This window comes from Aeromonas dhakensis (genome assembly GCF_002285935.1).
Classification (GTDB): Bacteria; Pseudomonadota; Gammaproteobacteria; order Enterobacterales; family Aeromonadaceae; genus Aeromonas; species Aeromonas dhakensis.
In genome coordinates, this window is sequence record NZ_CP023141.1 from 1,832,524 (window position 1) to 1,844,226 (window position 11,703).

The 11,703-nt window shown below is 64.0% G+C and carries 10 protein-coding genes; 1 reads left to right on the plus strand and 9 read right to left on the minus strand.

Annotation, left to right across the window (positions count from 1 at the left end; genetic code table 11):
• Positions 1-25: 25 nt before the first annotated feature.
• The 7 genes from CK627_RS09010 to torC form a co-directional block, all read right to left on the minus strand.
• Entirely contained in the window at positions 26-2,476 is a 2,451-nt protein-coding gene (locus CK627_RS09010) for a sensor domain-containing protein (protein WP_095592152.1), read from the minus strand.
• A 102-nt stretch (positions 2,477-2,578) separates the two neighbouring features.
• Entirely contained in the window at positions 2,579-3,202 is a 624-nt protein-coding gene (locus CK627_RS09015; RefSeq protein ID WP_095592153.1) for a hypothetical protein, read from the minus strand.
• A complete protein-coding gene (locus CK627_RS09020) occupies positions 3,189-4,331 on the minus strand; it encodes a hypothetical protein (RefSeq protein ID WP_017779922.1) in 1,143 nt (380 codons plus the stop codon). Before CK627_RS09020 ends, CK627_RS09015 begins: the two co-directional genes overlap by 14 nt.
• A gap of 169 nt (positions 4,332-4,500) precedes the next feature.
• The gene (locus tag CK627_RS09025) at positions 4,501-4,869 is read right to left on the minus strand and encodes a hypothetical protein (RefSeq protein WP_095592154.1); all 369 of its coding nucleotides are present in this window, start codon (positions 4,867-4,869) and stop codon (positions 4,501-4,503) included.
• 4 nt (positions 4,870-4,873) lie between these two features.
• A complete protein-coding gene (gene torD, locus CK627_RS09030) occupies positions 4,874-5,542 on the minus strand; it encodes a molecular chaperone TorD (RefSeq protein ID WP_095592155.1) in 669 nt (222 codons plus the stop codon).
• Between the two features lie 98 nt (positions 5,543-5,640).
• A complete protein-coding gene (gene torA, locus CK627_RS09035) occupies positions 5,641-8,133 on the minus strand; it encodes a trimethylamine-N-oxide reductase TorA (protein WP_095592156.1) in 2,493 nt (830 codons plus the stop codon).
• A gap of 27 nt (positions 8,134-8,160) precedes the next feature.
• Complete coding sequence (gene torC / locus CK627_RS09040) at positions 8,161-9,324, minus strand: pentaheme c-type cytochrome TorC (RefSeq protein ID WP_095592157.1); 1,164 nt, start codon at positions 9,322-9,324, stop codon at positions 8,161-8,163.
• Positions 9,325-9,472: 148 nt separating this feature from the next.
• Between torC and torR the strand changes: the two genes are divergently transcribed.
• Positions 9,473-10,186 (plus strand): two-component system response regulator TorR, encoded by a 714-nt coding sequence (gene torR / locus CK627_RS09045; RefSeq protein ID WP_095592158.1) that lies wholly within the window; start codon positions 9,473-9,475, stop codon positions 10,184-10,186.
• 20 nt (positions 10,187-10,206) lie between these two features.
• On the opposite strand, the gene CK627_RS09050 is transcribed toward torR, so the two are convergent.
• Both CK627_RS09050 and torT read right to left on the minus strand, forming a co-directional pair.
• Positions 10,207-10,611, minus strand: a complete 405-nt coding sequence (locus CK627_RS09050) for a GFA family protein (protein ID WP_095592159.1) — start codon at positions 10,609-10,611, stop codon at positions 10,207-10,209.
• Positions 10,612-10,632: 21 nt separating this feature from the next.
• Positions 10,633-11,685, minus strand: coding sequence for a TMAO reductase system periplasmic protein TorT (torT, locus tag CK627_RS09055; RefSeq protein ID WP_095592160.1), 1,053 nt, complete (start codon positions 11,683-11,685; stop codon positions 10,633-10,635).
• Positions 11,686-11,703 lie beyond the last annotated feature (18 nt).

The following is an 11,703-nucleotide window of genomic DNA, read 5'->3' on the forward strand; positions in this document are numbered from 1 at the left end:
TGGCTGTCACCCCCCTGGCGCGGGGTCAGCACCAGTGATTCCTGCCCGATGCCAGCTGCGCCGCCAGATGGGGCTCGGCCAGCGGATGGCTGAACAGATAGCCCTGCCCCTCCTGACAGTGGAGGGATTGCAGAAACTGGCGCTGGGCCTGGGTCTCTATCCCTTCGGCGGTCACCATCATGCCCAGGCTGTCGGCCAGGTTGACGATGGTGCGGCACAGCTCCCGGCTGTGCTTGTCATCGGGCAGCGCCTGCACGAAGGTCTTGTCTATCTTGATCCGATCGATGGGCAGGCTTTTCAGCAGGCTCAGGGATGAGAAGCCGGTGCCAAAATCGTCGATGGCGATCTGCACCCCCAGCTCCTTCAGCCGCTTGAACAGCTGCAGACTCTGGTCGACCCGCTGGATGATGCTCTCGGTGACCTCTATCTCCAGCCGCTGCGGCGGAAAACCGGTCTCGGCCAGGATGGCGGCGACCCGCTCCACGTAACCTGCCGAGCGCATCTCCCGTACCGACACATTGACCGACAGTCTGGGCACCGCCAGCCCTGCGGCCAGCCAGGCTTGCCCCTGCTGACAGGCGGTACGCATCACCCACTCCCCGATCTGCTCGATAAGGCCGCACTCCTCGGCCACCGGAATGAAGCGGGTCGGCCCTATCATGCCCTCGCTGGGGTGTTGCCAGCGCAGCAGGGCTTCCAGCCCGCTCAGCTGGTTGCTGGCCAGATCCGTCATGGGTTGATAGAGGATGCAGAGCTGCTGCTGCTCGATGGCCTGGAACAGCCCCTGCTCCATGCTCAGTCGCTCCCGGGTCTGTTCCGTCATGTCCGGCGTATAGAAGAGGTAACCGTTGCGGCCCTGGTTCTTCGCCTCGTACATGGCGCTGTCGGCGGCACTGACCAGGGTGTCCGGGGTGGTGGCGTGTTCCGGATAGAGGGCGATGCCGATGCTGGCGGAGACGGCCACCCGCTCGTGATCCAGCTCGACCGGCTCGCGCAGGCGGGCCAGCAGATGCTCGGCGAGCCTGGCCAGCTCCTCCGGCTGCTCGAAGTAGGGGATCAGCACCAGAAACTCGTCGCCCCCCAGCCTGGCCGCCACGTCGTTGTGGTGAAGCAGTCGGCGAATGCGCTCGGCCAGCAGCTTGAGCAGCTCGTCCCCGGCCCGGTGGCCCAGGGTGTCGTTGATCAGTTTGAAGCCGTCCAGATCGATGAACAGCAAGGCGAGCTGCTGCCGGTTGAGGTGGGCTGTCTTGATCTCCAGCTCAAGCCGCTCCTGCAGCAGGTTGCGGTTGCCGAGCTCGGTCAGGGGATCGTGATAGGCGAGGTGGTTGAGCTGTGCCTCGGCCTTGCGAATGGCGCTGATGTCGGAGAAGGCGATGACATAGTTGGTGGTGTTGTGGCGGCTGTCGTGGACGGCGCTGACATGCTGCCAGGAGGTGAAGTAGCCGCCATCCTTGCGCAGGCACATCATCTCGCCATGCCAGGCGTGGCTGCCAGGCAGCAGGGTGTGCCAGGGGTAGTCGATGTCGGTGTGGCGGCGCGGGTGCATGATGGCTTCTGGTGACTTGCCGACGACCTCCTCCTCCTCGTACTGGGTCATGCTGCAGAAGGCCGGGTTGACCGAGATGATCTGGCGCTGGCCATCCATGATGATGATGCCTTCGGCAGCGGTTTCGAACACCACGTTGGCCTGGCGCAGCTTGTCTTCCTGGGTGCAGCGATCGGTTGCGTCGTGGATCACCCCGGCGATACGTCGCCCCAGATGTTCGCTGGCCGCCACGTGATCGGCATGGATGTCGACCCAGCCTCGCTGCTGATCGGGCCCCAGGTAACCTAGGGTGAGATGAATGGGGGCCGTGCCCTTGAGCGCCGCCCTGAGCTGCTCGCCAGAGAGGGGATCGAAGCGCTTGATGAACTGCTCCATTCCCCCCTGAAACTCGCTGGCGGCGGTGCCGAGCAGCTGCTCGACCCGGCCGTCAAACTGCAGTCTGTCCTCCTTGACGTGCCACTCCCATACCCCGATCCGGCCGGCATTCATGGCCAGTTGCAGCCGCCGCTGCGACTCGACCTGTTCGGTCACGTCGCGCACAATGGTGAGAATGCCGTCGGGCACGCCCTGTTCGTCGAGCATGGGGCTGTAGATCGCCTGCCAGTGGCGCTGCCGACCCTGGTGGGCCGCGGTATGGCCACTCAGGTTCAGCTCGACCCGGGGGACGCCGCTGCTGATGATCTGCTGGAACAGGGGCTCCAGCACGGGGGCCAGGGCCGGGACGATTTCCCGCAGGGTGTGGCCATAGTGCTCCTCCCGGGAGAGGCCGTTGAGGTCGGCCAGGGTCTGGTTGACGCTGCGGCAGCGAAAGTGGCGATCGAAGATGCCTATGCCAAACGGGGCCAGTTCGAACAGCTGCTGCAGCTCGTTCACGCTCAACTGCCCCGCCTGCGGCGGATCGGGCATGGCGTCGAAAAGCTCTTTCCCCATCACGGGACTCCGAAATTGACTGTTTTGTCATTTGAGGTGTTGTCAGTATGGCATGAAGCCTGCTGGAGGGAAGAGGTGGGGGCTCATTTGCCACCAATTTGGTTATTTTCCGAAGTGGTAGCTCAGGGTGAGGTTGATCACAGGTTGCCAGTCATGCTCCTTGATGAGCCACTGCTTGGCGCCGAGCTCGGTGCCCAGTCGCCACTGCTGCCAGCACCAGCTGCGCTCCAGCGTGAGCCCCCAGTCCCGCAAGCCTTCGTTCGCCCCATAGGCGGCCATGTGGGCCTGACTGCCGCGGGTCAGCCAGAGATTGAGGGAGAGCCCGGCGGGCAGCGGCAGGCTGTGCTCCATGTACCAGAGCTGGCCATAGCGCCCGCTGACGTCATAGAGCTGGCCCAGGGTCAGCTGGTGATCGTCATCCAGTTGCCAGCCCAGGCGCCAGAGCGCGCTGAAGCGGGTGCGGTCGATCACCTCCATCGGGCTGACGCCGAGGGCGATAAAGCTCTTGTCGTAGAGCGGCAGCGCCACCCCGGCGCTCTGGCCGTCGGCGAAGATGAGGCCGACCAGGGTCTCCCGCTCGTAGCCGACCCAGAACTGGGTGCTGTCGCTGCTGCCGCTGCCCGCCTGCTTGCTGTCCAGCTGCCACTGACCGCCGATGGCCAGCTCCTTGGCGCAGACCGGCAGCGCCAGGAGCAGCAGCACCAGCCAGTGCTTATTTGTTGCCATAGAGCCGTACCCAGTCCCGATCCTGATGCATGCCCATCAGGTGGCAGATGATGCCGGAGCGCTGGAAGGCGTAGATGAGCAGCACGCTGGTGGCGCTGAGCGCCATGATGAGGCCGAAATTGTTGGGCAGGATGGTGCCCTGGCGGGCGGTCCACCACAGCAGGAGCGGGCCCCACAGGTGCACGAAGATGCTCTTGTGGAAGATGAAGACGGTCAGCGAGTACATGCCGATCCAGTTGAGGGGGCGCCAGCAGAGGCGAATGTTGCGCTGATGCAGCCAGAGCACGGCCCCGATCACCAGAAACTCCATGCCCCAGATGCCGGCACGCCCGATCATGTCCATCGCCAGCTCGTGCTCGTTGGCGTAGATGTCGCTGAGCTCGACCGTGCTGGTTTCGCCGAACATGAGATAGCAGGCCAGTGCCACCAGCGAGAGCGTCAGCACCAGCGTGTTGAGGCGGTCCCGCCATTGGGGTCGCTGATGCCAGCACCAGCCGTAGAGGAAGCCGAAGCAGCCGCTGGCCATGAAGAGGTCGAGGCGGGCATCCAGCTCGTAGTCGGGGTGCACGTGCAGCTTCATCCAGCCGTCGAGGTGACCGAGCAGATCCTGCACGCCGAGCTGATCCAGCAGCAGGCTGAGCAGGGTCAGCAGCAGCATGCCGCGGATGCCGAACCAGGCGTAGACCAGCGAGAAGAGCGCCAGCAGGCACATCCACAGCATCACCGGATAGAAAGAGATCGCCTCGCCGAAGTTGGGGGCGATGACCAGTCCTTCCACATAGAGCACCAGTATGATGCTGGCGAACAGCACCAGCTTGCCGCCCAGCTGCGGTCTGAAGCTGGCCTGATCACGGCGACTGAGGTTGAAGGCGGCCAGCGCCAGGTAGATCTGGCTGACCCAGGGGATGAGCCAGGCCGACACCTGGGCCGTCAGATGATCCATGGGCAGCAGCTGACCGGCCATCGCCTTGTGGGAGAGGTAGAAGCTGTCCCACAGGGCGTGCTCCCGATTGAAGAAGTCGATGTACCAGTAGTTGAGGTAGCCGGTGTAGTGCTCGAAGACGGCCATGAAGATGACGAGCCCTCGCAGCAGATCGAGGCCTGTGATGCGCGCATCCTGTGGAGGCATGCTGATGCTCCTGTATCGGTCGGAAAAGGAGCGGCACTATAGCGGTTGTCGTGAAACTGAACGGGAGCTGAATGTAAGCGAATGTTACCCGCAATTACCCCGCTGACCTTGCCACAAGGGCAACCGGGGGGATCGGGCTGTCATGATTTGTAATAGTTTTGGCGCTTTTTCAGCCTTTCTGGCGGCCAAACGCCTGGATGCCGCGCACCAGCACCAGCCAGCCGACCACGTGAAACGGCAGCGCCATGACGTAGAGCAGCAGCCAGTGGGCCTCGCTGCCACTGCTGTGAATGAAGTCGATCCAGGCGGCCAGCAGGGCCAGCATGCCCGCTATCTGGAAGCGGCGGCGCAGCACCACCTCGACGCCGAGGTTGGCGAGGTAGAGGGTCAGCAGTATGCCGGCGAAGCCGGTGAGCTGGGCGGTGCTGTAGAGTTCCCGGTCCGGATTGAACAGCAGGGTGACGAGGGGAGTAATGCCCTGATCCTGCGGGATCAGGGCCAGCAGCCAGCATGCAATGAGAAGCAGGGCTGTCTTCATCGGCTTAGTCGGCGGCTTGCGCCGGTTTGACCAGGCTCAGGTAGTTGGCATCCATCTTGAGGAATACCCCTAGCAGCCGGGCACTGGCGCCGTAGAAGCCGAACTGGTCGGCGGCGCGGCAGGCGCTCTCGAATTTGTCGAACCAGCCGAGCAGGTGGCCGTGCAGCAGGGACTCCTGCTCGCCGAGCCAGCTTTCACGCTGGGCGGCGGTGGTCGCCTCGGCGGCGCGGATGATGAGGTTGCCCATCAGATCCAGCTCGATGGCCAGGTGATCGGCAGGCTCCTTGTATTTATCGCTGACGTTGATGCCGAGGCGTTCGAGGCGGGCCTGCATCTCGCTCATGGGGGCCTGCATCAGCAGCTTGCCCTCGCCGCGATAGAGCGATTCGTAAGGCAGGGCACCCTGCTTGGGATCCACCAGGAACAGACCGGCGAAGTCGGCGGCGAGCTCCAGCTGGCGATCCTGGCGCACCAGCAGGCGGGCGATGGCCTCGTTCAGTTCGGCCACGGCCTCGCGCATGGGGTCGAGAGTGGAGAGGCTCTTCAAGAAGCTGCGCACGTCATAGGTGTCGTATTCAGCGATCTGTGCATCACTGAGCTCGGCAGCGAACAGGGTGGAGAACCACCAGTAAAGCTCGGCCCGGCGTTCGCTGGTAGCCATGAATTCCTGCATTTATCCTCCGTGGATGACAATCGGGAGCCATAGAGGCTCCCGATTCTAACGACTTTAAAAATAAAGGAAACTCAAGGGGTGACTTTCGTCCCCTCGGGTCACAGTGCCGGGAACATGGGATCGATGCCCTTGGCGGATTCCGGTGCCCCGAAGGCGGTGACGGCCGGCGCCTGCCCGTGGAACTTCTCGATCTCCACCAGCGCGGTGTGGGCCGTGGTGGCCTGCGCCAGGCTGGAGGAGCCGATGTCCGCGGTCAGCACGTTGGGATCGCCATAGGTACACAAGGTCCCCACCTTGCCGCCCTCCTGCGGGCCGTACCAGGCACCTTCCTGGATGCGCACCACGCCGGGGGCGTAGTCATCGCTCACCACCAGACCGGCCAGCACCTGACCGCGGCCGTTGAAGACCCGCACCAGATCCCCGTCCTTGAGCCCGCGCGCCCTGGCGTCCTGCGGGTTCATGTAGACAGGCTCGCGCCCCTGCACCGTGTAGGTGGCACGGTAGGTATCGGAGGAGCAGAGCTGGCTGTGCAGCCGCTTGTCCGGGTGACAGGATTGCAGGTGCAGCGGGAACTGCTGGCTGCCCGGCCCGCCGTGGGAGCGCTCGTAAGGCTCGATCCAGACCGGGTGGCCCGGGCAATCTGCGTAGCCGTAGTCGGCGATGGTCTTGGAGTAGATCTCGATGAGGCCGGACGGGGTGCCCAGCGGCTCCAGATCCGGCTCCTTGCGGAACGACTCGTGCCGCACCCAGGGCTGGCCCGCCGGGAAGCTGACGAAGCCTTCACCGTGCCAGAACTGGCTGAAGCGGGGCAGGCGGATACCGATGCCGCGGCCCTGCAGGCGGGCGTCGTCATAGATGCTCTGGATCCACTCCAGCTTGCTCTTGCCACCGGTGAACTCGGCCTCGCGATCGAAGCGACGGCAGAGATCAGCGAAGATGTCGTAGTCGTCGCGCGCCTCGAACAGCGGCTCGACCACCTTGTGCATGGCCAAGATGCCGGCGTTGGAGTGGGAACCCCACTGCTCGATGTCATCCCGCTCGTAGGTGGTGGTGGCCGGCAGCACGATATCGGCGAAGCGGCAGCTGGCGGTCCACTGGTGATCCACGCTCACCACGGTTTCCAGCTTGCGCCAGGCGGCGATCATTTTGTTGCGATCCTGCTGGTGGTGGAACGGGTTGTTGCCGCAGAACACCGCCATTTTCATCTCCGGGTAGGTGATGGTTTGACCGTTGAAGGCGATGGTCTTGCCCGGGTTCAGGATGCAGTCGACGAAACGGGCCACCGGGATGAACTTGGAGTAGCCCTTCCAGTCGCCGTCGTGCAGCGGCTTGACCCCGGGAATGACCGAGCTGAAGCCGGACATGATGGGGCCCGTGCTGGTGATGGTACCGGCGCCGTTGTAGTGCCAGCCAAAACCGTAGCCGCCGCCCGGCAGGCCAATTTGGCCCAGCATGGAGGCCAGTACCACCAGCATCCAGGCGTACTGTTCGCCGTGGTGCATGCGCTGCACGCACCAGCCGCCGATGAGCTGGGTGCGACCGCTGGCCATGGTGCGCGCCAGCTCGCGAATGGTCTCGGCAGGCACGCCACAGATGGCGGAGGCCCACTCGGCATCTTTCACCTGACCATCCTTGGTGCCCAGCAGATAGGGCAGGAACTTGTCAAAGCCGGTGGTGTAGTTCTTGAGGAAGGCCTCGTCGTGACGCTTCTCGCTGTAAAGGGTATGGGCGATACCCAGCATCAGTGGGACGTCGGTTTGCGGGTTCAGGGTCACCTGATCGCAATTGAGGTACTTCTGGGTCTTGGACTTGACCGGGTCGACGCTGATGACCTTGATCTCGCCCTTGGCCACTTTCTCTTTCAGCTGTGCCCAGTATTCGTAGACGCTGTGATCCGGCACCAGCCAGCCCACCTGCAGGTTCTTGATGGGATCAGAACCCCAGATGACGATGGTCTTGCTGTGCTCCAGCACCAGGGGCCAGGAAGTCTGCTGCTCGTACACCTCCATGGCGCCCGCCACGTGGGGCAGGATCACCTGGGCGGCACCGGTGGAGTAGTCACCGGCCTTGGCCAGATAGGTACCGTGCAGGTTCATGGCGCGGCCCAGCATGGCGCCGGCGGAGTGCAGCTTGCCGACCGACTGCCAGCCTGAGTGACCGGCGTAGAGGGCGCTCGGGCCATAGGTCTTCTGCACCCGTTCCAGCTCGTGATAGAAGAAGTCCAGCGCCTGGGACCAGGTCACCCGCACGAAGCGGTTCTGGCCGCGCTCGCTGGTGTCGGACTGGTGGCCCTTGCGCAGCCAGTCCAGACGCACCATGGGGTAGCGGATGCGGGAGGGGTTGTAGACCACTTCACTCAGGGCCTTGAGCATCTCGGTCGGATGCTTGTCATGCTCGAACGGCAGGGTCTCGACCCAGCGGCCGTTGACCACACGGGCGCGGAAGGCGCCCCAGTGGGAGCCGGACTGCACCAGTTTTTCGCCGGACTCGGCGGCCATCACGGCGCGACCGAGCAGGGAGGGGCCGATCAGGGCGCTGGCACCGCTGGCCAGCAAGCCACCCAGAAAACCACGACGGGAAATATTGATCATCTTGTTATTCCTCTTTCGAATCCGGAATTAGTGGCTGCCCTGACCACCGGTATCGGCGGCATGGTTTTGCAGGTACTTGAGCAGGGTGCGCTCCTCTTCCTTGCTCAGGCGGTAGTAGGCGGACATGGCCTTGAGACCCGAGATCCAGCCGTTGGCGGTGAAGTGAGCCGGATCCGGCGCCGCGTGGCAGGAGTTGCAGGTGGACTTGTACATCTCGCCGGCGTAATCCCAGATCGGTTTGAGGGAGGATTCGAGGCCCTTGCCATCGACCCAGGCCTGCACCTGCACCTGTTCCCACTTGATATGGGTAGCGCTGTCGGTTTCCTGTTTCAGGATCTTCTCGTTGGCCTTGAGCTCGTCACGGATGGTGGCTACGAAGACTCGCTTGCCCATGTACTCGCTCAGCACGCGGCCCTTGCCTTCGGTTTCGCGCCAGCCTTCGATGGTCACCTTGAGGCGATCGCCGCTGCGGGCCACGACTTCGATGCGGGAGGCGGGCAGCAGCTTGCCGACCGGATCGGTGCTCTCTTCGCTTTCGTAGAGATCCTTCTCACCCAGGGTGTAGAGGGTCTCGGCGGCCGGTGCCTGCTGGGCTTCGCTTGCCAGGGTGGCGTAGGTGGCACGGAAGCCGCCCGCCATGTTCGGCAGTTCGTGAGCGATGCCCTTGTGGCACTCGATGCAGTTCATGTTCTTCGCGGCGGCCTCGGTCATCGCCTTGGCGGCGGCAGGAGACTGCTTGGCGTGGTCCATGTTGTCGTAGCTGTGGCAGGACTTGCAGGTCTTGGAGTTCTGGCTGCTCATGCGCGCCCAGACCTTCTCGGCCAGGTGCAGACGCCGGTCTTCAAACTTCTCCTGGGTGTCGATGCTGTGACCGATGTACTGCTGATAGAGGTCGTTGGCCGCCTCCATCTTGCGGGCCACCTTGCCGACGAAGTCCTTCGGCTGGTGGCAGTCGGTACAGACGGCCTGGACGCCGGAGGCGTTCTTGAAGTGAATGGACTCCTTGTACTCGGGATACACGGTGTCCTTCATGGTATGGCAGGAGATACAGAACTCGAGGGTACTGGTCTTCTCGAAGCCGTAGTGCAAGCCGACGCTGCCGGCCAGGGTGACCCCGACGCCGGCCAGAACCAGCGCCAGCACCGACCAGCGACGGCTGGGTGTGCGCAGGAAATGCCACAGTTTTTTCATAATGGTCTCTCACATCACTTTTTTGATGGAGGCCATGATAGGGAGGCGTTGTGAACAGGGCTGCCGTCGGAAATTAATGAAATAGGGGTATTTATGACAAAATATGAATAGAATAACCCTCCCTTGTTGAACGCCGCGGACCTTGCCCATGAGCCACCACATTCTGGTTGTTGAAGACGATGCCGTCACCCGCGAGAAGCTGACTGGCTATTTCGAACGGGAAGGCTATCGGGTGACCGCGGTCGAAAACGGCCAGGAGATGCGGGCCGTGCTGGCAGAGCAGGAGGTGGCCCTGGTGATGCTGGACATCAACCTGCCGGGGGAGGATGGCTTGCTGCTGACTCGTGAACTGCGCGCCCGCAGCACAGTGGGGATCATCCTGGTGACCGGTCGCAGCGATGCGGTGGACAGGATCGTCGGCCTTGAGATGGGGGCCGATGACTATGTCACCAAGCCGTTTGAGCTCAGGGAGTTGCTGGTGCGGGTCAAGAACCTGCTATGGCGCATCTCGTTGGCCGCAGCCCAGCCGTGCGAGCCGGCCCCGGCCGACGATGCGGTGCGCTTTGGTCCCTGGCGCTTCGATATTCCCCGTCGCCAACTCAGCAAGGACGGGGTGCCGGTGCGCCTGACCAAGGCGGAGTACGAGGTGCTGGTGGCCTTTATCGCCAACGCCGGGCGGGTGCTGAGTCGGGAGCGGATCCTGGCCCTCACCAGCCACCGCGGCGATGGCCCGAGCGATCGCACCATAGACGTACTGATCCGCCGGCTGCGAGGCAAGATGGAGCAGGATCCCCGGGATCCCCAGCTGTTTGTCACAGTTCACGGGGAAGGCTACCTGTTTGCCGGCGAGCTGGCCGCCTGATCCTCAGCTTTGCGAGGCACTCAGGCCGATGGCCGGGTGTCAAACTGCGGGCAGTCGTCCCCTATCTGGTGCCAGGGCGCCTTGGAGCCGACGAAGATGTGAAACGCGGGCTTCTGGCTCGGCGCCTCGTCCAGTATCCCCAGCCGCAGATTGATCTTGCCCGTGCTGCGCTTCTGGCTGAACAGGCTGGAGCCGCAGTGGCGGCAGAAGGCGAGGCTGGTCTCGTCCGATTTATGGTAGCGGCCGATGGCCTCGCTCCCCTTCGCGATGGTTACCTTGTCACCATCCAGCCCGCCGACGGAGGCGTAGTCCGCCCCGGAAAACTTGCGGCACTCGCTGCAATGGCAGTTGCCCATGTAGTCGAACTGATCCGGCAGGGTCAGGGCCACGGCGCCGCACAGGCAGCTCGCATGCAATGTGTTCATCTCTTCTCCTTGAGTGCTGGGTTAGTTGCCGCTGGCGTCGAAGCCGACCCGGTAGACGGGGCGAAAGGTGCCATCGGACAGAGAGTTGGCGGGATTGGCCAGGGGGGCCTCCAGGGTCAGGATGGGGGGGCCCATCACCCGCGGGCACTGCTGCTCGCCGGCCTCGGGACTTTGCAACAGGCAGACCGCCTGGGCCACTGCAAGGCGCCCCTGCTGGCGCATCTGATCGCTGTTGGCGGCCAGGACCTTGCCCCGGCGCAGGCCGCGCTGCACCCCGTGGCTGAAGTAGGTGCTCAACACTTGGGGTTTTGTGAGTTGGCGCTGGGCCAGCTCGTTGACCGCCACCTCGGCGGCGATGGCGCCCCCCACCAGATAGTCGAGGTCGGGGTGGCGGGCCAGGGTCTGCTGCACCAGGGTGCGCTGGATCTCGCGGCTGTTGTCACCGCGCGCCGTGGTCACCAGTCTGATGGCGCTGCCCTGGATGGCTGCGGCAAAGCCGGGCTCGACGAAGTTGTTGCCGCCACTCGCCTGCGGGCCGGGAAAGAGCGCCACCGTCACCTGCGGGCTGCCGGCAGGGTGGCGCATTGCCAGCCAGTGGCCCATCTGCCAGCCCATCTGATACCAGGAGACCCCCACCTTGGCCTTGACCAGTCCGGCGGGCAGATCGTTGACCAGGCCGAACACCGGCAGCGGGCTGGCGCCGATCGCCTCGCCGAGCCCATCGTAGCTCACCGCTCCGAGCAGGATGGCGTCGCTCCCCTCGCTCACGCACTGCTGCAACTGGCGGCGCTGTTCGGCAAGGGCGCCGTAACCGCCCGCCTCGTGGATGCGCAGCTTCACGCGAAGCCGCTTGGCCTCCTCCACCATGCCCTGATTGACCGACAGCCAGTAGGCGTCGCGCAGGTGGGGGTAGAGGGCGCACAGGGTCAGGGGGCGCGTGACGGGGGCAGGCCCCTGCCAGTTCAGACGGGCCGGCTTGCCGCCGAAGGCGCCGTCCGGCCAGTGATCTACCTCGAAGGCGAGGGCGCAGGCCGGGAGCAGCAGGAGCAACAGGGAGAGACAGACGCTTCGCATGGCCGGGGGTTTTGTTAA

What these genes read in the sequence shown, in the direction of transcription:
- torT (WP_095592160.1), bottom strand. Translation starts at nt 11,685, where the DNA reads ATGCGAAGCGTCTGTCTCTCCCTGTTGCTCCTGCTGCTCCCGGCCTGC.
- CK627_RS09010 (WP_095592152.1), bottom strand. Translation starts at nt 2,476, where the DNA reads ATGGGGAAAGAGCTTTTCGACGCCATGCCCGATCCGCCGCAGGCGGGG.
- CK627_RS09020 (WP_017779922.1), bottom strand. Translation starts at nt 4,331, where the DNA reads ATGCCTCCACAGGATGCGCGCATCACAGGCCTCGATCTGCTGCGAGGG.
- torR (WP_095592158.1), top strand. Translation starts at nt 9,473, where the DNA reads ATGAGCCACCACATTCTGGTTGTTGAAGACGATGCCGTCACCCGCGAG.
- torD (WP_095592155.1), bottom strand. Translation starts at nt 5,542, where the DNA reads ATGCAGGAATTCATGGCTACCAGCGAACGCCGGGCCGAGCTTTACTGG.
- CK627_RS09015 (WP_095592153.1), bottom strand. Translation starts at nt 3,202, where the DNA reads ATGGCAACAAATAAGCACTGGCTGGTGCTGCTGCTCCTGGCGCTGCCG.
- CK627_RS09025 (WP_095592154.1), bottom strand. Translation starts at nt 4,869, where the DNA reads ATGAAGACAGCCCTGCTTCTCATTGCATGCTGGCTGCTGGCCCTGATC.
- torC (WP_095592157.1), bottom strand. Translation starts at nt 9,324, where the DNA reads ATGAAAAAACTGTGGCATTTCCTGCGCACACCCAGCCGTCGCTGGTCG.
- torA (WP_095592156.1), bottom strand. Translation starts at nt 8,133, where the DNA reads ATGATCAATATTTCCCGTCGTGGTTTTCTGGGTGGCTTGCTGGCCAGC.
- CK627_RS09050 (WP_095592159.1), bottom strand. Translation starts at nt 10,611, where the DNA reads ATGAACACATTGCATGCGAGCTGCCTGTGCGGCGCCGTGGCCCTGACC.